Source organism: Amycolatopsis solani, from assembly GCF_033441515.1.
GTDB lineage: Bacteria > Actinomycetota > Actinomycetes > Mycobacteriales > Pseudonocardiaceae > Amycolatopsis > Amycolatopsis solani.
Map to the genome: position 1 here is coordinate 1,532,393 of NZ_JAWQJT010000003.1, position 24,593 is coordinate 1,556,985.

23 protein-coding genes are annotated in these 24,593 nt (G+C 71.9%); 11 read left to right on the forward strand and 12 right to left on the reverse strand.

Going from position 1 to position 24,593, the window contains the following annotated elements; genetic code table 11:
* Nucleotide 1: 1 nt before the first annotated feature.
* Entirely contained in the window at nt 2-1,534 is a 1,533-nt protein-coding gene (locus tag SD460_RS39730; RefSeq protein WP_318307510.1) for a phytoene desaturase family protein, read from the reverse strand.
* 272 nt (nt 1,535-1,806) lie between these two features.
* Between SD460_RS39730 and SD460_RS39735 the strand changes: the two genes are divergently transcribed.
* From SD460_RS39735 to SD460_RS39745, 3 genes are all read left to right on the forward strand, one after another.
* Nucleotides 1,807-2,772, forward strand: coding sequence for an RIO1 family regulatory kinase/ATPase domain-containing protein (locus tag SD460_RS39735; RefSeq protein WP_290054381.1), 966 nt, complete (start codon nt 1,807-1,809; stop codon nt 2,770-2,772).
* Between the two features lie 340 nt (nt 2,773-3,112).
* Nucleotides 3,113-4,717, forward strand: coding sequence for a DEAD/DEAH box helicase (locus tag SD460_RS39740; protein ID WP_290054383.1), 1,605 nt, complete (start codon nt 3,113-3,115; stop codon nt 4,715-4,717).
* Between the two features lie 100 nt (nt 4,718-4,817).
* Nucleotides 4,818-5,993 carry an 8-amino-7-oxononanoate synthase gene (locus tag SD460_RS39745; RefSeq protein ID WP_318307511.1) on the forward strand — a complete coding sequence of 392 codons (1,176 nt, stop codon included), beginning with the start codon at nt 4,818-4,820 and terminating at the stop codon, nt 5,991-5,993.
* A gap of 230 nt (nt 5,994-6,223) precedes the next feature.
* On the opposite strand, the gene SD460_RS39750 is transcribed toward SD460_RS39745, so the two are convergent.
* Complete coding sequence (locus SD460_RS39750; protein WP_290054384.1) at nt 6,224-6,658, reverse strand: GNAT family N-acetyltransferase; 435 nt, start codon at nt 6,656-6,658, stop codon at nt 6,224-6,226.
* 20 nt (nt 6,659-6,678) lie between these two features.
* On the reverse strand, nt 6,679-7,497 hold the full coding sequence (locus SD460_RS39755; protein WP_290054386.1) for a S1 family peptidase: 819 nt from the start codon (nt 7,495-7,497) through the stop codon (nt 6,679-6,681).
* A 166-nt stretch (nt 7,498-7,663) separates the two neighbouring features.
* On the opposite strand from SD460_RS39755, the gene SD460_RS39760 reads away from it, so the two are divergent.
* A complete protein-coding gene (locus SD460_RS39760; RefSeq protein ID WP_318307512.1) occupies nt 7,664-8,518 on the forward strand; it encodes a M15 family metallopeptidase in 855 nt (284 codons plus the stop codon).
* Between the two features lie 96 nt (nt 8,519-8,614).
* Nucleotides 8,615-10,009, forward strand: a complete 1,395-nt coding sequence (locus tag SD460_RS39765) for a mycothione reductase (protein WP_290054390.1) — start codon at nt 8,615-8,617, stop codon at nt 10,007-10,009.
* 45 nt (nt 10,010-10,054) lie between these two features.
* On the opposite strand, the gene SD460_RS39770 is transcribed toward SD460_RS39765, so the two are convergent.
* From SD460_RS39770 to SD460_RS39780, 3 genes are all read right to left on the reverse strand, one after another.
* On the reverse strand, nt 10,055-11,845 hold the full coding sequence (locus SD460_RS39770; protein ID WP_318307513.1) for a fibronectin type III domain-containing protein: 1,791 nt from the start codon (nt 11,843-11,845) through the stop codon (nt 10,055-10,057).
* A gap of 85 nt (nt 11,846-11,930) precedes the next feature.
* On the reverse strand, nt 11,931-12,827 hold the full coding sequence (locus SD460_RS39775) for an XRE family transcriptional regulator (RefSeq protein WP_290059038.1): 897 nt from the start codon (nt 12,825-12,827) through the stop codon (nt 11,931-11,933).
* 52 nt (nt 12,828-12,879) lie between these two features.
* Nucleotides 12,880-14,109 (reverse strand): CynX/NimT family MFS transporter, encoded by a 1,230-nt coding sequence (locus SD460_RS39780; RefSeq protein ID WP_318307514.1) that lies wholly within the window; start codon nt 14,107-14,109, stop codon nt 12,880-12,882.
* A 48-nt stretch (nt 14,110-14,157) separates the two neighbouring features.
* Here SD460_RS39780 and SD460_RS39785 point away from each other — a divergent pair, with 48 nt between their 5' ends.
* The 5 genes from SD460_RS39785 (at nt 14,158) to SD460_RS39805 (ending at nt 18,104) form a co-directional block, all read left to right on the forward strand.
* Nucleotides 14,158-14,841, forward strand: coding sequence for a FadR/GntR family transcriptional regulator (locus tag SD460_RS39785; protein WP_290059036.1), 684 nt, complete (start codon nt 14,158-14,160; stop codon nt 14,839-14,841).
* Nucleotides 14,842-14,921: 80 nt separating this feature from the next.
* The gene (locus tag SD460_RS39790; protein WP_290059035.1) at nt 14,922-15,410 is read left to right on the forward strand and encodes a hypothetical protein; all 489 of its coding nucleotides are present in this window, start codon (nt 14,922-14,924) and stop codon (nt 15,408-15,410) included.
* A 65-nt stretch (nt 15,411-15,475) separates the two neighbouring features.
* Entirely contained in the window at nt 15,476-16,318 is an 843-nt protein-coding gene (locus SD460_RS39795; protein WP_290059034.1) for a DUF4097 family beta strand repeat-containing protein, read from the forward strand.
* A 26-nt stretch (nt 16,319-16,344) separates the two neighbouring features.
* The gene (locus SD460_RS39800; protein ID WP_318307515.1) at nt 16,345-17,301 is read left to right on the forward strand and encodes an ATP-binding cassette domain-containing protein; all 957 of its coding nucleotides are present in this window, start codon (nt 16,345-16,347) and stop codon (nt 17,299-17,301) included.
* Nucleotides 17,301-18,104, forward strand: coding sequence for an ABC transporter permease (locus tag SD460_RS39805; protein WP_318307516.1), 804 nt, complete (start codon nt 17,301-17,303; stop codon nt 18,102-18,104). Before SD460_RS39800 ends, SD460_RS39805 begins: the two co-directional genes overlap by 1 nt.
* 1 nt (nt 18,105) lies before the next feature.
* Here SD460_RS39805 and map read toward each other — a convergent pair whose 3' ends face one another.
* From map to SD460_RS39830, 5 genes are all read right to left on the reverse strand, one after another.
* The gene (map, locus tag SD460_RS39810; protein ID WP_290059031.1) at nt 18,106-18,963 is read right to left on the reverse strand and encodes a type I methionyl aminopeptidase; all 858 of its coding nucleotides are present in this window, start codon (nt 18,961-18,963) and stop codon (nt 18,106-18,108) included.
* A gap of 23 nt (nt 18,964-18,986) precedes the next feature.
* Nucleotides 18,987-20,780 (reverse strand): penicillin-binding transpeptidase domain-containing protein, encoded by a 1,794-nt coding sequence (locus tag SD460_RS39815; RefSeq protein WP_318307517.1) that lies wholly within the window; start codon nt 20,778-20,780, stop codon nt 18,987-18,989.
* 61 nt (nt 20,781-20,841) lie between these two features.
* Nucleotides 20,842-21,696, reverse strand: coding sequence for a GNAT family N-acetyltransferase (locus tag SD460_RS39820; RefSeq protein ID WP_290059029.1), 855 nt, complete (start codon nt 21,694-21,696; stop codon nt 20,842-20,844).
* A 149-nt stretch (nt 21,697-21,845) separates the two neighbouring features.
* Nucleotides 21,846-22,238, reverse strand: coding sequence for a VOC family protein (locus SD460_RS39825; protein ID WP_290059028.1), 393 nt, complete (start codon nt 22,236-22,238; stop codon nt 21,846-21,848).
* Complete coding sequence (locus tag SD460_RS39830) at nt 22,235-23,041, reverse strand: helix-turn-helix domain-containing protein (RefSeq protein WP_290059027.1); 807 nt, start codon at nt 23,039-23,041, stop codon at nt 22,235-22,237. The genes SD460_RS39825 and SD460_RS39830 overlap by 4 nt, the downstream gene beginning before the upstream one ends.
* 82 nt (nt 23,042-23,123) lie before the next feature.
* On the opposite strand from SD460_RS39830, the gene SD460_RS39835 reads away from it, so the two are divergent.
* Entirely contained in the window at nt 23,124-23,378 is a 255-nt protein-coding gene (locus tag SD460_RS39835; RefSeq protein ID WP_290059026.1) for a hypothetical protein, read from the forward strand.
* A 57-nt stretch (nt 23,379-23,435) separates the two neighbouring features.
* On the opposite strand, the gene ispG is transcribed toward SD460_RS39835, so the two are convergent.
* Nucleotides 23,436-24,587: a flavodoxin-dependent (E)-4-hydroxy-3-methylbut-2-enyl-diphosphate synthase gene (ispG, locus tag SD460_RS39840; RefSeq protein WP_290059025.1), complete on the reverse strand. Its 1,152-nt coding sequence runs from the start codon at nt 24,585-24,587 to the stop codon at nt 23,436-23,438.
* Nucleotides 24,588-24,593: the final 6 nt, after the last annotated feature.

A 24,593-nucleotide genomic window follows, 5' to 3' on the forward strand; every position in this document is an offset into this window, starting at 1 on the left:
ATCACCGGACGCCGAGCACCGCCATGGCCGCGTTGTGGCCGGGAATGCCGCTCACACCACCTCCTCTCACGGCTCCCGCGCCGCACAGCAGAACGCGTTCGTGCGGTGTCTCCACGCCCCAGCGGCCGGCCTGGGCCGGATCCTCGGCGAACGGCCAGGAAAGGTCCCGGTGGAAGATGTGCCCCGCTGGCAAGCCCAGCTCGGCTTCCAGGTCCAGCGGGGTTTTGGCTTCCACACAGGGTTTTCCGTCCGGCGTGGACAGCAGGCAGTCCTCGATCGGCTCGGCCAGCACGCTGTCGAGGGAAGCGAGCGTCGCGCGCAACGCCGCTTCCCGCGCCTCTTCGTTGCGCCCCTCGAAGAGCCGCGCCGGCATGTGCAGGCCGAACAGGGTGAGGGTGTGCGTGCCGGCCGAGCGTTCGGCCGGGCCGAGGATCGAAGGATCCGTCAACGAGTGGCAGTAGATCTCGCACGGCGGCAGCGTGGGGATCCGGCCCGCTGCCGCCTCGCGATACGCCGCCTCCAGCTGGGTGAAGGTTTCGTTGACGTGGAAGGTGCCCCCGAACGCTTCGGCCGGATCGACGTCCGGGTCACGCAGCCTCGGCAACCGCGAGAGCACCATGTTCACCTTCAGCTGCGCGCCTTCCGGCCGGCTCGGCGGCTCCTCGCCCAGCAGCCTCGCCAGCGTGGACGGCGCGACATTGGCCAGGACGTGCCCTCCGACCGCGACGTGCTCGGCGTCGTCACGCCGGTAACGCACCTCGCCGCCGGGATCCACCGAGAGCACCTCCGCGCCGGTCACCAGGCGCGCGCCCGCGGCGGCCGCGGCCGTCGCGAGCGCACCGGTGACCGAGCCCATGCCGCCGACCGGGACGTCCCAGTCGCCGGTGCCGTTTCCGATCACGTGGTAGAGCAGGCACCGGTTCTGCCGCAGGTCCTCGCCGTCCGCCGGGGCGAACGTGCCGATCAGCGCGTCGGTGAGCACCACGCCGCGCACGGTGTCGTCACCGAACCACGACGTGAGCGCTTCGCCGATCGGCCGTTCGAACAGCAAGGACCACGCCCGGTCGTCACCGATCCGCGCGCGGAAGTCCACTTCGGACAGCAGTGGTTCGGTGAGCGTCCCGAACGCGCGCCCGGCGACGCGCCCGGTCAGCTCGTAGAACTCCTGCCAAGCCGCGAAGTCCGATGTGGACCCGGTGAGCGCACGGAACGACGCCGCCGTCCGGCCGTCGTCGCCCGTGTCGACAAGAAGACCGGAGCCGCCCGACGGGGTGTACGACGACATCCGGCGCCGTCGCAGCTCCACGTCGAGGCCGAGGTCGGCCACGATCTTCTTCGGCAGCAGGCTGACCAGGTACGAGTAGCGCGAAAGCCGGACGTCCACGCCCTCGAACGCGCGGAACGAGACGGCGGCGCCACCGGTCTCACCCCGTCGTTCGAGCACGAGCACCGACCGGCCCGCCTGCGCCAGGTAAGCGGCCGCGACCAGGCCGTTGTGCCCGCCGCCGACGATCACCACGTCGTACGCGTCCATCCGCTCCTCCTCTGTTCTGCCTGCCGGTTCATCGTGGCCACGGCGGCGAGCGGAATTCAAGGAAACGTCACGAATGGACCGTTCGCGCTATTCGGTTGCGCGGCCCGCGACCGGTCCGGCAAGCTGAACGGGTCCGGCAGGGAGCCGGTGTGCGAGAGCGGGGAGGTGCCTGTCGTGATGGATGTCCGGGCCCTTTCGCGCCCTTGCCCACCTGCCCCTCGGAGCTGACCACGCGCCCGGTGGGGCATCCCTGATCGAGGAGAAACCCACCAGTGCGCCAGCACGACTTCGAAGATTTCGACAGTTTCGACGACCAGCCTTCCCGCCGTCGCACAGCGCGTTCGCGCCGGCAAGGGCGGTTCGACGATCCCGAGCCCACCCGCAGCGGGCGGCTCACCGAAGGCGAGCGCGTCCGGCTCGCCAAGCTCCGAGACGACGCCTACACCGAAAACCAGCTGCCCGACGGGGCCGATCGCTGGTCCACGTGGGACGACGCCGAACACGGCCCGCGGCCCCGGCCGGACTGGGTCGTGACCGAGCTCGCCGCGGTCGACACCGACCTCGGGGTGCTGAAGACCGGTAAGGAGGCCGACGTCCACCTGCTGCGGCGCGGCCTGCCCGGCTCCGACGGCACGCTGCTCGCCGCGAAGCGCTACCGCAGCGACGAACACAAGCTGTTCCACCGCGACGCGGGATATCTCGAAGGACGGCGGATGCGCCGCTCCCGCGAGATGCGCGCGATCGAGCACCGCACGGCGTTCGGCCGCAACCTCATCGCCGAACAGTGGGCCGTCGCGGAGTTCGCCGCGCTGAGTCGCTTGTGGACGCTCGGAGCACCGGTGCCCTACCCGGTTCAGCGCAACGGGACCGAGCTGCTCCTCGAATTCCTCGGGGAGGAGGACGGGACAGCGGCGCCGCGGCTGGCCCAGGTGCGCCCCGACGCCGGCGAGCTGAAGGACCTCTGGTTCCAGGCCACCGCGGCGCTCGAACTGCTCGCCGCCGAGGGGCTCGCGCACGGCGACCTCTCTGCGTACAACCTGCTCGTGCACCGGGGCCGGTTGATGGTGATCGACCTGCCGCAGGTCGTCGACGTCGTGGCCAACCCCGGCGGCGCCGAGTTCCTGGCCAGGGACGTGCGCAACCTGGCAGGCTGGTTCCACGGACGCGGGCTGGGCGAGCACGTGACGAACACCGACGAGCTGCTGGCGGAACTCGTGACCGCGGCCGGGCTCGGGTGAACGCGGGGCGGCGTCGCGGCTGTGTCGCGGAACACGTCTGCGACGCCGCCCACAACCGGTGACCTCGATGCGTAGTCCCCGCTCCACCTCGGGTACAGTATGTAGTGACCGCAACCGGCGGCGTGGATGAGTTGGTGTCCGTCGCCTCCAGAGCCACCGAATGGCTCGCGGTGATCCGCAATTTTACCGTAATCCCAAACAGCGGCGCGCAGTGTCGGATAGCGACAAGACACAGTGTGCCGGGGTCCGTCCCTGTGAACGCCCACCGCACACCATCTTGCCCTGCCTGCGCGCGGGGAGCCCGGGCCTCCTTGTGACGAACCACGTCCGAGAGGCATTTGTGACAGTCACGTTCAACTCTGGTCCTTCCACGTCCGCGCACGCGGACCGTCCCGACCGCCGGCCGCGTCAGCGCCAGGCCGGTGGGGACATGCTGCGCGACGACGCTGTCGAGACCGTGGCCACCAAGACCTTCGCCCAGCTGGGCCTGCCGGAGCCGCTGCTCCGCGCGCTGGCCGACGCGGGCATCAACAGCCCCTTCCCGATCCAGTCCGCGACCATCCCGGACGCGCTCGCCGGCCGCGATGTGCTGGGCCGCGCCCAGACCGGCTCCGGCAAGACCCTCGCCTTCGGCCTGGCCATGCTGGCCCGGCTCGACGGCGGCAAGGCCCGCCCGAAGCGCCCCCGCGCGCTGATCCTGGTCCCGACCCGCGAGCTGGCGATGCAGGTCGCCGACTCGCTGACCCCGCTGGCCAAGTCCCTCGGCCTGTGGTGCCGCACGGCCGTCGGCGGCATGGCCTTCGCCCGCCAGGCCGACGCGCTCTCCCGCGGCGTCGACCTGCTGATCGCCACCCCGGGCCGGCTGTCGGACCACGTCCGGCAGGGCACCGCGCACCTGGGTGACTGCAACTTCATCGCCCTCGACGAGGCCGACCAGATGGCGGACATGGGCTTCATGCCGCAGGTCCGCGAGATCATGGACCTCACCCCTCCGGGCGGGCAGCGGCTGCTGTTCTCGGCGACGCTCGACGGTGACGTCAACCGCCTGGTCCGCCAGTACCTGACCGACCCGGTCACGCACTCGGTCGCGCCGTCGACCGCGAGCGTCGACACCATGGACCACCACGTGCTCCAGGTGTCGCACCAGGACAAGCAGGACATCATCACGCAGATCGGTGCCCGCGAGGGCCGCACGATCATGTTCGTGCGGACCAAGCACCACGTCGACCGCCTCACCGAGCGCCTGCGCGAGCAGGGCGTGAACGCGCAGGCCCTGCACGGCGGCAAGACGCAGGGGCAGCGCAACCGCGTCCTCGCCGACTTCAAGGAAGGCCACTCGCCGGTGCTCGTCGCCACGGACGTCGCGGCGCGCGGCATCCACGTCGACGACATCTCGCTGGTGCTGCACGTCGACCCGGCGGCCGACCACAAGGACTACCTCCACCGCGCGGGCCGCACGGCGCGCGCCGGAGCGTCCGGTGTCGTCGTCACGCTGGTCACCAACGACCAGCGGCGCATGGTCAAGCGGATGACCGACCGGGCCGGCGTCCGCGCCGAGTCCACGATGGTCCGCCCGGGTGACGAAGCGCTGTCCCGCATCACCGGTGCCCAGCAGCCCAGCGGCGAGCCGGTCATCGAGCGGCGGCGCGAGAACCCGCGTCGCGGCGGCGGCGGCTTCCGCGGCGACCGTGGCTTCGGCGGCGGTTCGGGTCGCGGTGGCTACCGCGGCGACCGTGACCGTGGTGGCGACCGCGGCGGCTACAGCGCCGACCGTGGTGACCGTGGTGGCGACCGCGGCGGGTACCACCAGGGCTCCCGTGAGGGCGCCGGCAACCGTGAAGGCCGTCCCGGCGGCTTCGGCGGCCGCGGCCGTCAGCCCCGCTCGGGCAACGGCGGTGGCTACGGCCGCCCGAGCCGTGGCCCGCGTCGCGGCTACGACAGCTGATCGATCCACTCTGGAAGCCCCGGACCGCTGGTCCGGGGCTTCCGGCGTTTCCAGGGCCCGCCACACGACCGCGCGGATCGCGGATGGGAGACTGCGGGACGTGACTACGCCGCCGACGCCCCCGCCCGATGAGGTTTTCGACTGGCTCGACGTCGAGGCGGAGAAGCGGGCGGCCGCGGGACTCGTGCGGCAGCTGCGGCCGCGTCCCGCGCGGGCCGACGAACTGGACCTGGCCGGGAACGACTACCTCGGGCTGGCCCGCGACAAGCGTGTGGCCGGGGCTGCCGCGGCCGCCGCGCTCCGCTGGGGTGCGGGGGCGACCGGGTCCCGGCTCGTCACCGGATCGACCGAGCTGCACACCGAGCTCGAGCTGGAGCTCGCCCGGTTCTGCGGCGTGCAGGCGGCGCTCGTGTTCTCCTCCGGCTTCACCGCGAACCTCGGTGCGGTGACGGCGCTCTCCGGCGCCGAATCGGCGATCGTCACCGACAAGTACATCCACGCGTCGCTGATCGAGGGCTGCCGGCTGTCGCGCGCCGATGTCGCCGCGGTCGCGCACTCGACGCCGTCGGCGATCAAGCACGCGCTTTCGACCCGGCGCAAGCCGCGTGCGCTCGTGGTGACCGACTCGGTGTTCTCGGTGGACGGGGACATCGCCCCGCTCGGCGAGCTGGCCGGCATCTGCCGCGAGCACGGCGCGGCGCTGCTGGTCGACGACGCGCACGGCTTCGGCGTCCTCGGTGACGGCGGCCGCGGCGCGGTGCACGCGGCCGGGCTCGCGGGGGCGCCCGACGTCGTCACGACGTTGACGCTGTCGAAGTCGCTCGGCGCTCAGGGCGGTGCGGTGCTGGGGCCGCGTCGCGTGATCAAGCACCTCGTGGACACGGCGCGCAGCTTCATCTTCGACACCGCGCTGGCGCCGGCGAGTGCCGCCGCCGCGCTGGCCGCGTTGCACGCGCTGAAGGAAGAGCCCGGGATGGCGGGGAAGGTCGTCGAGAACGCGGGCAACCTCGCGATGTCGTTGAAGGCGGCCGGGTTGAAGGCGAGCCTGCCGGACGCGGCCGTCATTTCCGTTCAGGCGCCTTCGGCCGAGACCGCGGTCGCGTGGGCGGCTGCGTGCGCGGAGCAGGGCATCCGCGTCGGGTGCTTCCGGCCGCCGTCGGTGCCGGACGGCATCTCGCGGCTGCGGCTGACCGCGCGGGCCGACCTCACGGAAGCCGATGTGGACCGCGCGGTGAAGGTGATCACCGCGACGGCACCGCGGGGCGCGACCGTCTGACGCGGCGGGGCGATCGGCAGCGGGTCGGCCGGTGGGCCCGCGGCCAGGGCAAGCACGATTTCGGGCCTGCGGCCTGGCGCGGGGTGGGCCCGCGGCCAGGGCAAGCACCATTCCGGGCCCCCGGCCTGGCGTGGGGTGGGCCCACGGCCACTGCGAACACCGGTCCGGGGCCTGCGATCCGCGGTATAGGCCCGCGGTCCGCTGGGCAGCGGGGGCGCTCTCGCGGCAGGTCAGCGGGCGAGGCGGCGCATGCGGATGTGCGGGATGCCGTCTTCGTCGGTGTACTCCGCGCCTTCCGCGACGAAGCCGTAGCGGGCGTAGAAACCCTGGACGTACGTCTGGGCGTCGAGAACGTACTCGCCCGGGACCTTCAAAGCCTCGTCCATCAGCCGGGCCGCCAGGCCCTGGCCGCGGGCGTTCGCCGCTGTCACCACTCGGCCGATGCGGCGGATGTCGCCGGGGTCGAGTAGCACTCGCAGGTACGCCGCTACCCCGTCCTCACCCGCGAACCAGAGGTGGCGGGTGTCGGGCTTCAAATCGCGGCCGTCGAGCTCGGGGTACGCGGCTTTCTGCTCCACCACGAAGACGTCCACGCGCAGGCGGAGGATGTCGTGGAGCTGGGTGGCCGTCAGTTCGGGACCGGTCGCGTCGTGCAGGGTCGGCATGCCCCTGCTTACCACGCCGCTCAGGGGAAGAGGGTGCGTGGCTTGGCCTGGGCTTCGATGTCGTCGGTGTACGCCGAGACGCGGGTGTAGACGCCCGGCTTGCCCGCCTTGCCGCAGCCGTCGCCGAAGGACACGATGCCGATCAGGGTGTCGCCTTCCACGAGCGGGCCGCCGGAGTCGCCCTGGCAGGCGTCCTTGCCGCCTTCGGGGTAGCCCGCGCAGACCATCGTCTTCTGGTTGTAGACGTTGTAGTCGGAGCCGCACTCGCTGTCGGAGACCAGCGGGACGTCGACGCTGCGCAGATAGTCCGAGCGGGCGCCGCCGTCGGCGGTGCGGCCCCAGCCGAGCACCGTTGCCTTCGTGCCTGCCGCGTACAGGCTCGCGTCGCCGCTGCTCGGCAGCTTCGCCGGGCGGTAGTCGAGCTGGCCGCGGACCGTCAGGACCGCGACGTCGTCGCCCTGCGTCGGGTCGCTGTAGCCCTTGCTGATCCAAACCTTGGAGACGCTGAGGACCTGGCCCTCGTCCGTGCGCTTGTCCTCGCGGCCCGCCACCACGCGGACGTCCTGCTTCGCGACCGCCTTGGCGCAGTGCGCCGCCGTCGCGACCGCCGTGGAGCTGACGATCACCGCGCCGCAGAACTGGTTTCCGCTGCCGTCGGTCAGGTACACCGCGTACGGGTGGTCGCCGAGCGATGCCTTGTCGCCGCCGACGATCCGTGCCTGGTTGCCGGATCCGGGGTCCGCCGACGCCGTGCCGACCACGACCGGGACGGCCACCGCGGCCACGGCGAGGAGCGCGCCGCTCGCGAGCAGCAGGGATCGACGGGACTTCACGGACATGGGATGTTCCCCTCATCAGACACGGCAAAGAACAAGCGCTCGGCACCCGGGCGACTCCGGTGCGTGAACAACGTGCGCTGAATACCCTAATCGGAGTGGGCCCAAAGCGGTGTCACTGGAACGGGTGGACTCCGCGCTCCGCGACCGCCTCTGTCAAGCTGGCCGGATGCGGCGGACGGCGGCGGTCTTCGGGGCGGTACTGGCCCTCGCGCTGACGTCGTGCGCTGCCGAAGAAGTGCCGTCCACGCCGCAACCAGTGCCTTCGACACCCGTTCCGGCGAGGACTCCGGCGACGGCTCCGGTGACGGCGTCGAGCGCGCCCGCCGTCACCTGGCAGGTGGGTGCCCGGCCACTCCCCCGGCGTCCCGACGGCTTCGGTGAGGTCGAACCGACGCCACCCGAACTGGTGAACCGGGCACTTCCGACAAAAGACCTCCTTCCGCCGCCGGCGGACGGCCGGTACGCGTCGACGATCAGCGCGGTGCCCGCCGACGTCCTCGCGCGCAGCACCTGGCAGGCCGCCTGCCCCGTCAAGGCGACCGACCTGCGCTACCTGACGATGTCCTTCTGGGGCTTCGACGGCCGCGCGCACACCGGCGAGATGCTGGTCAACGCTAAGGGCGCCGCCGGGATCACCAAGGTGTTCGGGCAGCTCTTCGCGGCACGCTTCCCGCTCGAAGAGATGCGCGTGACCAGCCCCGGCGAGCTGACCGTGCCGCCGACCGGCGACGGCAACTCGACCAGCGCGTTCGTCTGCCGCCCGGCGCGCGGGCAGACGTCCTGGTCGGCGCACGCCTACGGGCTCGCCGTGGACGTCAACCCGTTCTGCAACCCCTACACCCAGGGCGACCTCGTGCTGCCCGAGCTGGCTTCGGCGTACGTCGACCGCGCGAACCGGCGGCCGGGCATGGTCCTGGCCGGCGACGCGATCGTGCGGGCGTTCGCCGCGATCGGCTGGGGCTGGGGTGGCGCGTGGTCCAGCCCGAAGGACCGGATGCACTTCACCGGCAACGGCCACTGAGCACGTAATACGACGTTAAGCACATCGGGGAACACCCGCTTCCCACCGCCGGTTGGCTAGGGTGAATCGTTCGGAGCCGACCCCGCGGAGGATGCAGTGCCCCACTACGACCTGGTGATCGTCGGGACGGGATCGGGGAACTCGATCCTCGGCCCGGATTTCGCGGGCAAGAAGACGGCGATCGTCGAGAAGGGCACGTTCGGGGGCACCTGCCTCAACGTCGGCTGCATCCCCACGAAGATGTTCGTCTACGCCGCCGACGTCGCGTACACGCCTTCGCACAGCGCGAAGTACGGCGTCGACGAAGAACTGAAGGGCGTGCGCTGGCGCGACATCCGCGACCGGGTCTTCGGCCGGATCGACCCGATCGCCGCGGGTGGCGCGGAGTACCGCCGCAGCCACGAGGACAACGCGAACGTCGACGTCTACGACGGCACCGCCCGCTTCACCGGGCACAAGGAACTGCGCGTCAGCTTCGCCGACGGGCGCCCCGACGAGGTGCTGACCGCGGACAAGTTCGTGCTCGCCGCGGGCGGGCGGCCGGTGATCCCGGAGATCCCCGGCCTCGACACCGTCGAGTACCACACCTCCGACACCGTGATGCGGCTCGACGAGCTGCCCGAGCGCATCGTCATCCTGGGCGGCGGGTACATCGCGGCCGAGTTCGCGCACGTCTTCGCCTCGTTCGGCGTCCACGTCACGCTGGTCAACCGGTCCGGGCGGCTGCTGCGCTCGGAGGACGACGACGTCAGCGCGCGGTTCACCGAGCTGGCCGCCGAGCGGTTCGACGTCCGCCTCGACCGCAAGACCGTGCGGGTGCGCAAGACCGGCAACGGCGTCGCGCTGGACCTCGAAGGACCGCAGGGCGCCGAAACCGTCGAGGCCGGCGTGCTGCTGGTCGCGACCGGCCGCCGGCCGAACTCGGACCTGCTCGACGTCGCCGCCACCGGGGTGACCACAAGGGACAGTGGGCACGTCGTGGTCGACGACTACCAGGAGACCGCGGTCGAAGGCATCTACGCGCTCGGCGATCTCTCGTCGCCGCACGAGCTGAAGCACGTCGCCAACCACGAAGCCCGCGTGGTGCAGCACAACCTGGCGCACCCGGACGACCGGATCGCCGCCGACCACCGGTTCGTGCCGCACGCGGTGTTCACGCACCCGCAGGTCGCCTCCGTCGGGCTCACCGAGCGGAAGGCTCGTGAAAAGGGTGTCTCCTTCGTGACTTCGAAGCAGGACTACGCCGGGATCGCGTACGGCTGGGCGATGGAAGACACCACGGGCTTCGCGAAGCTCCTGGCCGACCCGGCGACCGGGCAGCTGCTCGGCGCGCACGTCATCGGCCCGCAGGCGTCGTCGGTGATCCAGCCGCTGATCCAGGCGATGAGCTTCGGCCTGGACGCGCGGAGCATGGCGCGCGGGCAGTACTGGATCCACCCGGCGATGCCGGAGCTGATCGAGAACGCGCTGCTCAACCTGCCCCTGGACTGAGTCACCGCGGGCCGGGAGGGGTGACCTCCCGGCCCGCGGGAGTCGCTACAGCGTTAGGGACCAGGTGTCGAGGGTGCCGGTGTCGCCGGGGCCGTAGTCGGTGACGCGCAGCTGCCAGCGGCCGCCGGCCGGGGAAGCGGCCGGGACGGTGAAGGTGCGGGCGCCGGTCCACGCCGTGCACGTGCTGCCGCCGCTGTACTTGAGCGCGTACGCCTTGCCCTTCGGGTCCAGCAGCGTGACGCCGAGGTCTTCGGCGCACGTGTGGCGGATGGTCACCGCGACCGACAGCGGGGTCGCCACCTGGCCGGTCAGGGTGGACGTGATCGGGCTGAAGACCTGCTGGTAGTCGCGGATCGCGTAGTCGGTGTCGTTGGTCAGCGTCCGGCCGCCGCCGTCGCCCGCCTGGGTCCGTGCCGGAACCGCGGCGCTGGCCGGTGACGCGTTGCCGGCGGCGTCTCGTGCCTTGACCGTGAACGTGTACGCGGTGTCCGGCGAGAGCCCGGTGACGGTCGCCGAAGTCCCGGCGACGCTCGTGGCGAGCGTGGAGCCGTTGTAGACGTCGTACGCGGTCACGTCGCCGGTGGAGGCGTCCCAGGCCAGCGAAACGCTGGTGGCCGTCGTGCCGGTGACCCGCGGGTTGGCGGGCGCTCCCGGCAGCGTGGTGCCCCCGCTGGTCACGAGGCTGAGCTGCCACTTGTCCAGCGCTTCGACGACCGGCTGGAACAGGGACAGGTCGCCGTCGGACGGGTTGTCCACGCACTTCGACGGGCCGCCGTCGTGCAGGCCGGTGGCCTTGCTGCCGAGCAGCCAGCCGCCGCCGGAGTCGCCGCCGAGGGAGCACGCCGTCGTCCAGGTGAGGTCGTCGATGACCAGTCCGCCGCCGTAGTCGACGGACTTGTGCGTGTACTTCACTTCGCCGCACTGCCAGTGCGATGTGTTGCCGGAGTGGCAGACGCGGTCGCCGACCATCACCTCGGCCGCGCCGGTCAGCGTGATCGCCGGCTGGCCCCAGGTGTTGACCGACGCCGACAGGGTCCAGCCGGCCTCCGTCACCGCCACGACACCCATGTCGCCCTCTCGCGCGTTGACGCTGTGGGTGCCGCCGACGTTCGACGTGCCGATCCGGTTCTGCTGCCCCGAAGCGCCATACGCGGCTTGGTCGCGGTCGTTCGTGCAGTGCCCCGCGGTCAGGAAGTGCTTGGCACCGCTCGAATCCGTCACCGGGAAGCCGACCGAGCAGTTGCTTTCGCCGCCCGGCCACCACGGGTTCCCGGTCTGGATCGTGCCCGACTGCTGCCGCGGCGACGAACTCGTCTCGGTGATCCGGACCCCGAGTTCCCGCACGCGGGAAAGGAAACTCTCGGTCGCCGCGGTCTTCTTCGTCCGGTCGACGTCCACGCCGACCTCGTTGCCGCGGACGTCGATGCCCCAGCCGTAGACGCCGGGTACGCCGGTGCCGACCAGCGCGCGGACGGCCGCGTCGGTGCGGTCGAGATCGGCCTGGCTGCGGGCGACCACCCGAGCCGCTGCCCCCGCGGCACGCGCCTCGTCCGCCGCCGCCTGACTGGTGACGGCGATGGTCAGCTTCCCGGCGGCGGCGTCGAACCACTGTCCCGCGGCCTGCGCGCGGACCGGCGCGGGCAGCGTCGCCGCCAGCCGGTGGGCCCGGTCCTGGGCGGCCAGCTGCGTCCGGGCCTGGTCCGCGGTCAGGCCGAACGCCGCGGCGACGCCCGCCACCTCGGCGTCCGGGTGGTCCGGCGCCGCTTCGGCGGGCGCGAAACCCAGCCCGAGCGCGGCCATCGCGGCCACACCCACGACGGAAACGAATCTGCGCATTGGTTTCTCCTCGATTCGGCGAAGGAAGTGCGCAGACGGTAAGCCGCCGGAAACCCCGCGTTGAAGATCCGGAAGTCCTTAACAGTTAACTGGCGGCCCAATCCCATTCGAACCCGTACCGGCCGGGGCCGAAGTTGAGCGCGACCCCGTGCACCGCATCGGCTTCCGGAACGACTTCGGTTTCTTCGCCGGGTTCGGCGAAGCGGCGGCAGACCAGCGGGACCGCGTCCGGCGAGAAGCGGATTTCGAGCACGTATTCGCGGACCGGGAGGCGGAATTTGCGTTCGTAGTTCGTCGCGATCGGGTGCGGCGCGCGGTTCACGAGCGTGTGCTCGGTGATGACCGTTTCGCCGCGTTCCAGGGGCCTGCCGAAGAGCAGTTCGACGACGAGGAGGCCGTCTTCGGGCTTCAGCACGCTGCGGCCGGGGCGGCAGCCGCGCAGCGAGCGCAGTTCCGGCAGGGGCCGGTCGTGCTCGTCCAGGTGCAGGATCACCACCCAGCGGTCCGGGCCGTCGGCCTCGGCCCGCAGCACCTGCCGCGACCGAATCTCCAGTTCCTCGCGACCGGCCCCGACGAGAACGACGTCGTGCTGGCTGAGCCGGGTCAGCCGCTCGTCCCATCGGGTGTCCACATCGGACACCGCGGCGTCGATGCGCGGCCCGTCCGGCCAGAACCGGCCGATCGCCGCGGCGGCGGACCGGCGCGCCCGTGGCGGGCCGAGCAGCGCGACGAGCGAACCGGACGGCACTTCCAGCACGGCTTCGAGCTGCCGTAGCCCACGCACCGAGTCCCGCCGTTCCGGCCGGCTGCGGCCGGACTGCCAGTAGCTCAACGTCGCCGTCGTCACCGAGACGCCGCGAGCGCGCAGGTGCTCGCGAAGCCGGTCCAGGCTCAGCCCGCGGGCACGGATCGCCGCGCGCAGGGCGGCGTCGAACGGGCCCTCGCGCAGCAACGCCCCGAGGTCAGGGGACGGCTCGGCCACCAAACGATCTTAAGCGGCGCGGACCCCGGCGAAAGGTGTTAACAGTTAAGAATCAGACGAACCGGCGGCGGCCGGCGAGCGCGCCGAACACCACCTGCACGACGAGCAGGCCGAGCAGCATCGCCAGCGGCACGGTCCAGCCGCCCGCGAGGTCGTGCAGGAGACCGAAGAGGAACGGCCCGAGCGCGGCGAACAGGTAGCCGAAGCCCTGTGCCATCCCGGACAGCCGGGCGGTGTCCGCGCCGGTGCGCGCCCGCAACGCGATCACGGTCAGGGCCAGCGAGAACACGCTCATGCCGAGTCCGATCAGCAGGCTCCAGAGCAGCGGCGACCACGCCGGGGCGACCATCAGGCCGGTGGTGCCGGCGAAACCGAACACGCCGAGGGTGGCGATCCAGGGGCCCTGCCCGCGCTGCCGGGCGGCCATCGGCGCGACGAAGAGGCTGATCGGCACGGCGATCAGCGAGACCAGGCCGAACAGCAGCCCGGCGTCGTCGCGCGACACGCCCGCGTCCATCAGCACCTGCGGGAACCAGCCCATCGCCGCGTAGGCGTAGAACGCCTGCAGGCCGAAGAAGACCGTGACGATCCAGGCCAGCCGGTTGCGCAGCAGCGACCGGCCGCCCGCGGCGGCGTCGGCGTGCCTCGGTGCCCGGCCGGTGCCGCGGGCTGCGAGAATCCACGCCAGCAACGCGACGACGGCCACCACCGCCCAGCTGCCCAGCGCCGGGCGCCAGCCGCCGAACGCGTCGCCGAGCTGCGGGGTCACCGCCGACCCGAGCGCGCCGCCGCCCTGCAGGGCCGCGGTGTAGACACCGGTCATGACGCCGATGCGGGCCGGGAAGGAGTCCTTGATGACCACCGGGATCAGCACGTTGATCAGGGCGATGCCGGCGGTGGCCACGAGTGTTCCGCCGAGGACCACGGCCGGGCCGTCGAGCACGCGCAGCACGAGCCCTGCCGCGATCGTGCCCAGCGCGATCGCGATGGCGGCGCCGATGCCGGCCCGGCGGGCGAGCAGCGGCGCGGCCAGCCCGGCGCCGGCGAAGCAGAGCGTCGGCAACGTCGTGAGCACGCCGGCCCAGACCCCGGAAGTCCCCAGGTCCTGGCGCATTTCCGCGAGCATGGGGCCGACGCCGGTGATGGCCGGGCGCAGGTTGAGGGCGGTGAGCACCACGGCGATCGCGAGCAGCGCGCCGGCGGCGACCACGCCGGGGGCCCGGAACTCCACGGCTCCGTCCAGTTCGGGTTCGAGGCCGGATTCACGGTGTTCGACGCGCATGACCGCTACTATCGCATACGTAGGATGATTGGATGAAGGGATAAGCCTGTGCCTCTGGCCACCACCCGGCGAGCAGGCCTCGTCGACCAGGTCATCGAGCAGCTGCGGACCGCGGTCACGCAGGGCGAATGGCCCATCGGCGAACGCATCCCCACCGAGGCCGAGCTCGTCGACCAGCTCGGCGTCGGGCGCAACACCGTCCGCGAAGCCGTCCGCGCGCTCGCGCACACCGGACTGCTGGAGGTCCGGCAGGGTGACGGCACGTACGTGCGCGCCACGAGCGAGGTGTCCGGCGCGATCCGGCGGCTGTGCGGGTCGGAACTGCGCGAGGTCCTGCAGGTCCGGCGCACCCTCGAAGTCGAAGGCGCCCGCCTGGCCGCCGCCGAGCGGACCGAGGAAGAGGTCGCCGAGCTGTGGGCGCTGCTGTCGCGCCGCGAGGCCGAGCTGCGCGACGGGCGCTGGGAAGACTTCGCGCGTACGGACGCGGAGTTCCACTGCACCGTCGTCCGCGCCGGCCACAACCGGCTGCTCACCGAGCTCTACCGCGGGCTGACCGAGGTCATCACGGCCAGCGTCGCGGCGACGTCCAGCATCGCGCCGGGCGCGGAGCACGTGCCCGAGATCGGCCACGAAGGTCTCGCCCGCGCCATCGCCGACCGCGACGCGGAGCGGGCCGCCGCCGAGGCGTGCGGCTTCCTGGACGAGCTCCTGCAGCGCATCGAACCCTCCTGACCTGCCTTTACGCTATTTTTAACCCCTAAGGGTGCCATTTCAGGGTTGTCGTGGCACCACTGTGGCGCCATAGTTGTGCCATGGACCTGACGCCCTTCGTGGACGAACTCCGCCGGGAGCTCGCGGTCGCCGCCGAAGCGGCGGGTGAGGAAGCCGTCGCACTGGCCGAGCGGCTCACCGCGCCGCTCGAATCGGCGATCCGGCTCACCCTGCTCGACGCCCTTTCCACGGCGGCCGACGAGATCACCCGCGACCTCGCACCCGGCTCCGTCGAGGTGCGCCTGCGCCGCCGCGAAGCCGAATTCGCCGTCTCGCTGCCGGCCGCCCCCGAACCCCAGCCCCAGGAGCCGCCCCCGGTGCCCCCGGAGGCCGACGACGGCGCCGTCGCCCGGGTCAACCTCCGGCTGCCCGAAGCGCTCAAGCAGCGCGTCGAGGAAGCGGCGAACCGGGAGATGCTCTCGATCAACGCCTGGCTCGTGCGAGCCGCGAACGCCGCGCTCGGCCCCGGCAAGGGCCCGGCCCAGCGCCGTTCGGTCTTCGGCGAGAAGTACACCGGCTGGGTTCAGTAACTCTCTTTTTCTCCCCCGTCTCCGACCTGCGGAGACGCCATCCGAGCACCCAGGAGGGCGCAGCCATGCCCGTTTTCGCCACCCCCGAGCCGATTTCGGCCACGATCGACGTCAGCATCGCCGACATCCGGGTCGTCGCCGGCGAGCGCGCGGAAACCACTGTCGAGGTCGAGCCCGCCGATCCGGCCGAACCCGAGGACGTCAAGGCGGTCGCCAAGACCCGCGTCGAGTTCGCGAGCGGCGAGCTGCTGGTCAAGGGCCCGAAGTACGCCACCAAGCTGTGGGGCAAGGGCGGCTCCCTGCACGTCACGGTCGAGCTGCCCGCCGGCTCGCGGCTCAGGTCCACGGCCGCCATGGGCGACATCCGGGTCAGCGGCCAGGTCGGCGACAGCCGCATCAAGACCTCGGTCGGCGACATCCATCTCGACGAAGCCGCCCGGCTCGAGGCGAGCACCGCCACCGGCGACGTCTCCGTCGAACGGGCCACCGGGCACCTCGAGGCCCACACCGGCTCCGGCGAGCTGCGGATCCGCGAGATCGACGGCACCGCCGTGCTCAAGAACTCCAACGGCGAGACCCGCGTCGGCGAGGTCACCGGCGACCTGCGGGTCAGCACCGCGAACGGTGACATCTTCGTCTCGCTCGCCCACGCCGGCGTGCACGCCAAGACCGCCTCCGGCGACATCCGGCTCAACGAGGTCATCCGCGACTCCGTCGTCCTCGAGACCGCGGTCGGCGAGATCGAGGTCGGCATCCGCGAGGGCAGCGCCGCCTGGCTCGAGCTCAACTCCCTGACCGGCTCCGTGCGCAACACGCTCACCCCGTCCGAGGGGCCGGGCGGCACCACCGAAACGGTCGAGGTCAAAGCCCACACCTACACCGGCGACATCGTCATCCGCCGGGCCTGAAACTCCGCACAGACAAGGGGAAGACCATGCCAGACGCCATCGTGGCCGAAGGGCTCGTCAAGAAGTACGGCTCCGTCACCGCCCTCGACGGGATGGACCTGCGGGTGCCGGAAGGCACCGTGCTCGGCGTGCTCGGGCCGAACGGCGCCGGGAAGACCACCACCGTCCAGATCCTCACGACGCTGCAGAAGCCGGACGCCGGCCGCGCGACGGTCGCCGGGTTCGACGTCGTGGAGGACGCGCACGAGCTGCGGTCGCACATCGGCGCGTCGGGGCAGTACGCCGCCGTCGACCAGGAGCTGACCGGGGCCGAAAACCTCGAGATGGTCGGGCGGCTCTACCACCTGGGCACCAGGCGGGCCAAGGCCCGCGGCCGGGAGCTGCTGGCCCGGTTCAGCCTCGAAGAGGCCGCCGACCGGCCCGTGAAGGGCTACTCGGGCGGCATGCGGCGCCGGCTCGACCTGGCCGGCGCGCTCGTCGCCAACCCGCCGGTCCTGTTCCTCGACGAGCCCACGACCGGGCTCGACCCGCGGGCCCGCACCGAGCTGTGGGAGGTCATCACCGAGCTGGTCGCGGGCGGCACGACGCTGCTGCTGACCACGCAGTACCTCGAAGAGGCCGACCGGCTGGCCGACAGCATCGCCGTCGTCGACCACGGGCGCGTGATCGCCCGCGGCACCGCCGACGAGCTCAAGGACCTCGTCGGCGGCGAGCGGATCGAGCTGACCGTCGGCACGCACGCCGACGTCGGCGTCGCGCGGCGGGCGCTGGCCCGGCTGGCCAGCGGCGAGCCGCAGGCCGAGGCGTTCCGGCTCACCGTGCCCGTGACCCACGGCGCGAAAGCGCTTACCGAAGCCCTCGCCCTGCTCGCCGCCGACGGCGTCGACGTCCGCGACGTCGGCGTCCGCCGCCCCACCCTCGACGACGTTTTCCTGTCTCTCACCGGCCACGAGGTGGCCGAGACCGCGAAGGAGGCCGTGTGATGAACGCGGTGCAACTGGCCGTCACCGACGGCGTGACCGTCGCCAAGCGCAACTCGATCAAGATCGTCCGGTCGCTGGACCTGCTCGGGTCCATCGTGTTCATGCCGGTGATGTTCGTGCTGCTCTTCGGCTACGTGTTCGGCAGCGTGATCGACATCCCGGGGATGTCGTACCGCGAGTTCATGCTCCCGGGGATCTTCACGCTCGCGGTGGCGATGGGCAGCATCGTCACCGGCTACGGGCTGACCGACGACCTGCAGAAGGGCATCATCGACCGGTTCCGCTCGCTGCCGATGTCCCCGGCCGCGGTGCTGATCGGGCGCACCACGGCGGATCTGATCCTCAACGTGACGAGCCTGCTCATCATGGGACTCGTGGGGCTGCTGGTCGGCTGGCGCATCCACACGAGCCCGCTCGAAGCACTCGGCGGCGTGGTCCTGCTGCTCGCCTTCGCCTACGCGCTGTCGTGGGTGATGGGGACGCTCGGCCTGGCCGTGCGCAAGCCCGAGGTGTTCAACAACGTCTCGAGCGTGGCGATCTTCCCGCTCACGTTCCTGGCCAACACGTTCGTCGACAGCGGCCGCCTGCCCACGCCGCTGCGGGTGATCGCGGACTGGAACCCGGTCTCGGCGATCACGCAGGCGGCGCGGGAGCTGTTCGGCAACACCAGCGCGTCGATGCCGGTGCACGACGCCTGGCCGATGCAGCACGCGGTGCCGGCTTCGGTGCTGTGGATCGCGCTGCTGCTGGTGATCTTCGTGCCGCTTTCGGTGCGCTGCTACAAGAAGGCCACCAGCCACTGACTCAAGGCAGCGTGAGGATCTCGCTGCCGTCGGCCGTCACCACGAGGGTGTGCTCGAACTGGGCCGTCCACTTCTTGTCCTTCGTGGTGACGGTCCAGTCGTCGGACCAGATGTCGTAGTCGATGGTGCCCAGCGTGATCATCGGCTCGATCGTGAAGGTCATGCCCTCCTCGATGATCGTGTCGACGGAGGGCTCTTCATAGTGCAGGACCGTCGGCGGCGTGTGGAACGCGGGGCCGACGCCGTGGCCGGTGAAGTCGCGGACCACGCCGTAGCCGAAGCGCTTGGCGTAGGACTCGATGACCCGGCCGATGACGTTGAGCTGACGGCCCGGCCGGACCGCCTTGATCGCCCGCAGCGTCGCCTCACGCGTGCGCTCGACCAGCAGGCGGGCCTCCTCGGAGACGTTGCCGGCCAGGAACGTCGCGTTCGTGTCGCCGTGGACGCCGCCGATGTAGGCGGTGACGTCGATGTTGCAGATGTCACCGTCCTCGATCACCGTCGAGTCCGGGATGCCGTGGCAGATGACCTCGTTGAGCGAGGTGCAGCACGACTTCGGAAAATGGCGGTAGCCCAGCGTCGAGGGGTAGGCGTGGTGGTCGAGGACGAACTCGTGCACCACCTTGTCGATGTCGTCCGTGGTGGCGCCCGGCTTGACCGCCTTGCCGCCCTCTTCCAGCGCCTGCGCCGCGATCCGGCTCGCGATCCGCATCGCCTCGATCACCTCGGGCGTGCGCACCCCGTTGCCGGTGTCCCGCTTCGGCGCCGGCTTGTCCACGTACTCGGGACGGGCGATGGAACTGGGGACGTCACGGCGCGGCGTCTGGACGCCGGGAAGAAGCGGGGCACGAACGGACATGCCTCCACCTTACGACGGCCCGCTCAGCCGACCCCCGCCAGGAACCGGTGGGCCGCCTGCACCGCCGGTTTCGACGAGCCGGCCTCGGTCAGCAGCACGGCGAACGCCAGGTCGCCGCGGTAACCGACGAACCAGCCGTGCGAGCGGGAGCCGTCGCCGAACTGGGCGGTGCCGGTCTTGCCCGCGACGTCGGGGATGTCCCGCAGCCCGGTCGCCGTCCCCGCCGTGACGACCTCGCGCATCATCCCGCGCAGCGCCCCGAGCACCTCGTCCGACGGCGCGTCGCCGACGTTCTTCGTGCTCGCCGGCATCCCCTTCACCAGCGACGGCGTCGGCACGTGACCGGCCTGCACGGTCGCCGCGACCAGGGCCAGTCCGAACGGGCTGGTGACCACCGTGCCCTGGCCGAAGCCGTTTTCGGCGCGCTGGACGGCCGAGTCGCTGGCCGGGACGGCGCCGGTGACCGTGGTCAGGCCGGGGACCACGAAGTCGGCGCCGAGCCCGAACGAACGGGCGGTGTCGGTGAGCGCCGAGGCCGGGAGGCCCGCGGCGAGCCGGGCGAAGGTCGTGTTGCAGGACCGCGCGAACGCCGTCTTCAGCGGGACCCGGCCCAGGTCGAAGCGGCCTTCGTTCGGCACGACGCGGTTTTCGATCGTCGTGGTGCCGGGGCAGTCGACCGGGCTGCCCGCGTCGACGTCCCCGGTCGACAGCGCGGCCGCCGCCGTGACGATCTTGAACGTCGACCCCGGCGGGTAGCGCCCGGACAGGGCCAGCGAGCCTTCGTCGTCGGCGGCGCCGTTCTGCGCCACGGCGAGGATGTCGCCGCTCGAGGGCTGGATCGCCACCAGCGCGGCCGGGTACTCCTCGGTTTCGAGAGCCTTCTCGGCGGCGGCCTGGAGCCGCGCGCTGAGGGTGCTGGTCACGGCGGGCGCGGGCCGCGGCGGCTCGGCCTTGAGCTCGGCCGACTCGCCGCCGGTGACGTCCCGGGTGACGATCCGCCAGCCCGCCGCCCCGGCCAGCTCCTGCTCGACCAGCGCGCGGATGCCCGGCAGGACCTGCTGCCCCGACCCGCGGGTCACCGGCAGCAGCCGCTCCTGGCTGGCGAAGCGGACGCCGGGCAGGTCGTAGATCACCGGCTTGACCCGCTGGTAGTCGCCGGCGCGCAGGCTGATCACCGGGTAGGCGTCGCCGGGCTTGGTCTTGCTCATCCCGTCCAGCACCGACCGGCCGGTGACCGACGGCTCGTACCGGTGCAGCGCCTTGGCGAGCGACCCGGCGACGGCACTCGCGTTACCGGCCTTCTGCGGGTCGACGACCACGCCGATCACGGTCTGCGGCCGCATCAGCGGCACGCCGTCGCGGTCGAGCACCGGCGCCGTCTCCGGCAGCTGGGGCAGCACGCCGAGGGTCTGGCCGACGGCGAGCTGCGGGTGCACGACGGTCGGCTGCCAGTGCACCTGCCAGCCGTTCTCGGACGCGCGCAGCTGCGCGTCGGCGCGGTAGGACCAGCTGCGGCCGTGCGGCAGGTGCCAGGTGAGCTGGTAGCCGGCGGTGACGACGTCGCCGTCCGGCTGCTTCACCTCTTCGTCGTCGACGTCGAGGGACTCCGGGTCGAGCACGCCGCGGACCTGGCTCAGCACGGTTTTCGCCGCTTCGGGCGAGTCGGTGTTCGCCGCGGCGGCGGCGACGTCCCCGGACGCGACGGCGTCCAGGAAGGCGGACAGGGCGTCCTCGGGACTGTCGCCCGAGCACCCGGCCGTGGTCGCGGCGGCGAGCAGCAGCACCGCGAGCGCACCGCGGTGTCGACGTGCACTCATGGCGGGATAATGCCTGGTCAGCAGCGGTCTCCCGGGCTGAAACGCGGCCACGGAAGAGTGACTAGAACAGCACCGTCGCGTACTGGCCGACCTGCTCGAACCCGATCTTGCGGTAGGCCGCGAGGGCGGGGGTGTTGAACGCGTTGACGTAGAGGCTCGCGGTGCGGCCCAGGCCGCGGACGAGCCGGTTGACCACGGCGGCCGTGCCGGCGGTGCCGAGCCCGCTGCCCCGGCGTTCCGGGTGGACCCAGACGCCCTGGATCTGCCCGACGGTCGCCGACATGGCGCCGATCTCGGCTTTGAAGACGACTTCGCCGTGCTCGAACCGGGCGAACGCGCGCCCGGCGCCGATCAGCTCGGTGACGCGGGCGCGGTAGCTGGCGCCGCCGTCCCCGCTGCGGGGGTCGACGCCGACCTCCTCGATGAACATCGCCACGGCCGCGGGCAGGTAGCGCTCGAGCTCGTCCGGCCGCACCGGGCGGACCAGCGGGTCGGCGGCCACGAGCGGCGTGCTGTCGAGGGCCATCAGCGGCTGGTCGTCGCGGACTTCGCGGGCCGGGCCCCACTCGTCTTCGAGCTCGGCCCAGAGCCCGAGGACCTGCTCGGCCGGGCCGACGAGGGACGAGCAGGTGCGCTGTCTGCGAAGCGCGCGGTCGGCGAAGGACCGCAACGCGGGCGCGTTGCCGCGCAGCGGGATGAGGTTCGGCCCGGAGAAACACAGCCCTTGGAGCCGCCCGGCACGAACCGGACGGCTGTCGGCGGCCCAAAGCTCACCACCGAGCCGCCACGGGTCGAGACCGGCAGCCTCGACCCGGGCGCTGACCATGCAGCTGCCCACCGGGTCGGCGGCGAGCGCGGCACGGACCGCCGGATAGTCCCGATCATCGAGCAGCCGTGCACCTGCAAGCCGCAACACGGCTCCAGGGTGCCAGATTCGGCCGGTAAACGGAACGCGAGGCCGTCGACACGCTGAGATGAACAGCCGGTTCGCGTCCCGAACGTGGCCCGGCGTCGTGAATGACCCATCCAGGGCGCCGGACGACGTGAAGGCGTCATTCACGTCGTTCAGGGTGCGCCGCGGTAGGTGCCGATCGTCCAGGCGTTGCCCTCCGGGTCGCGGAGGCTGAACGTGTGCGAGCCGTACTCGGTGTCGGTCAGTCCGGCCGTGATCTCCGCGCCCGCGGCCTTCACCCGGGCGTGGATCTCGTCGACCCGGTCCGACACCACGTACACCGCGCCCGTCCCCGGCTTCATGGCGTCGTGGACGCCGTCCGGCGGGCGGACGCTGCCCAGCATCACCGCGCCGCCCTCGGGCCAGCGCAGCTCGGCGTGCGCGATCAGGTCGCCGTCGGGCACCACCAGCGCCTCGGTGAAGCCCAGGACGTCGACGAGGAACCGGACCGCGGCCGGGGCGTCGTCGTAGCGGAGGGCGGGCCAGACGTTCGGTTCAGGAGTCATGCTCGCGAGTCTTGCCCGGCGGCTCCCTCCTGGTCTTGGAGGAACGGGAGCTCCTCGGCGATCCACGTGCCCGGCGTGCACCCGGCCAGCGCGCGCCACTCGTTGGTCAGGTGCGCCTGGTCGTAGTAGCCGCACTCCACCGCCAGCTCCGCCAGGTTCGCGCGGCCCGCACGCAGCAGCCGCCCGGCGCGCTCGAACCGCAGGACCCGCGCCGCCTGCTTCGGCGCCAAGCCCAGCTCCGCGCGGAACCGCTCCCCCAGGTGACGGCGGCTCCAGCCGACCTCGCCGGCGAGATCCGCGACGCGCACCCGCCCGCCCGAACCCCGCAGCCGGCGCCACGCCTCCCCCACCTCGGGCGGCGGCGCCACCGGCTCGACGGCCCGGGCGGCCAGGACGTCGTCGAGCAGCGCGAACCGCTCCGGCCACGTGGGCAGCTCCCGCAGCCGGTCCGGCAGCGAGCCGAGGCCGAAGCACGCGAGGTCGGCCACCTCGCCGCTCAGCTCCGCCGCCGTGACGCCGAAGAGCGTGCGCACGCCCAGCGGGTCGAGCTCCAGCTGCAGCCCCTCCTGCACGCGGTCCTGCCGGATCAGCACCGCGCTCGTGTGCAGCCCGCCGACCAGCGCCCGCAGGCTGCGCCCGGCCATCCGGACCGGCCCGGCGAGGCTGATGACCAGCGTCACGTGCCGGGACGGCAGACCGCGGTGGACCGGCAGCGTCACCTCGTCCTGCGCGTACCCGACATAGCGCGTGACCAGGGGCCGCACCACCGGGTGCGGCCCGCGAACAGCCCAGGTCACGCTCACGAATGCCAGCGTAAACGTCACCACCGACAGTTCCGGGTCTGATAACACGGAGGGGCGTCCCCCACCGCGGAAGGAACCCCCGATGACGATCCAAGAGCAGGCGCAGCAACTGGAGCTGCTCGCCGACCAGGTGCCGACCGGCATCGCGCTCGCGACCAAGAGCGACCTCGAAGACCTGCAGGCCCAGGTGCTCGGCCTGCTCGGGGAGACGTCGACCGCGACCGCGATCCAGGGCGCCATCCAGCTCGCCGCGCAGCAGATCGACGAGGTCGCCGCCTCGCTCGAGAACGTCCGCCTGCAGATCCGGGACGCCGCTCAGCACCACCTGCAGGGCTGAAAACGCGTCGAAGCCCTCCTCACCCCGCAGGTGAGGAGGGCTTCGACGGAAGAACGACTAGCCGGCGGTGACCACCGGCGCGCCCTCGCCCAGGCCCTCGCCCGCCTCTTCGGCGATGCGCATGGCCTCTTCGATGAGCGTCTCGACGATCGCGTGCTCCGGCACGGTCTTGATGACCTCGCCCTTGACGAAGATCTGGCCCTTGCCGTTGCCCGATGCCACCCCGAGGTCGGCCTCGCGGGCCTCGCCCGGGCCGTTGACGACGCAGCCCATGACGGCCACGCGCAGCGGGATCTCCATGCCCTCGAGCCCGGCGGTGACCTGCTCGGCGAGCGTGTAGACGTCCACCTGCGCGCGCCCGCACGACGGGCAGGACACGATCTCCAGCTTGCGCTGCTTGAGGTTCAGCGACTGCAGGATCTGGATGCCGACCTTGACCTCTTCGACCGGCGGCGCGGACAGCGAGACGCGGATGGTGTCGCCGATGCCCTGGCGCAGCAGCGCGCCGAACGCGACGGCCGACTTGATGGTGCCCTGGAACGCCGGCCCGGCCTCGGTGACGCCGAGGTGCAGCGGGTAGTCGCACTGCTCGGCGAGGATCTCGTAGGCGCGCACCATGACCACCGGGTCGTTGTGCTTCACCGAGATCTTGATGTCGTGGAAGTCGTGCTCGGCGAACAGCGACGCCTCCCACAGCGCCGACTCCGCCAGCGCTTCCGGCGTCGCCTTGCCGTACTTGTCCATGATCCGCTTGTCGAGCGAGCCGGCGTTGACGCCGATCCGGATCGGCGTGCCGTGGTCCTTCGCGGCCTGCGCGATTTCCTTGACCTGGTCGTCGAACTTCCGGATGTTGCCCGGGTTCACGCGCACCGCGGCGCAGCCGGCCTCGATCGCCGCGAAGACGTACTTCGGCTGGAAGTGGATGTCGGCGATCACCGGGATCTGCGACTTGCGCGCGATCGCGGGCAGCGCCTCGGCGTCGTCGGCCGACGGGCACGCGACGCGGACGATGTCGCAGCCCGCGGCGGTCAGCTCGGCGATCTGCTGCAGCGTCGCGTTGACGTCGGAGGTGAGCGTCGTCGTCATCGACTGGACGGAGATCGGGAAGTCGCTGCCGACGCCGACCGGGCCCACCTGGAGCTGGCGGGTCTTGCGGCGCTCGGAGAGGACGGGCGGGGGCAGGGCGGGCATACCGAGTGCGACGGTCACGGTTTC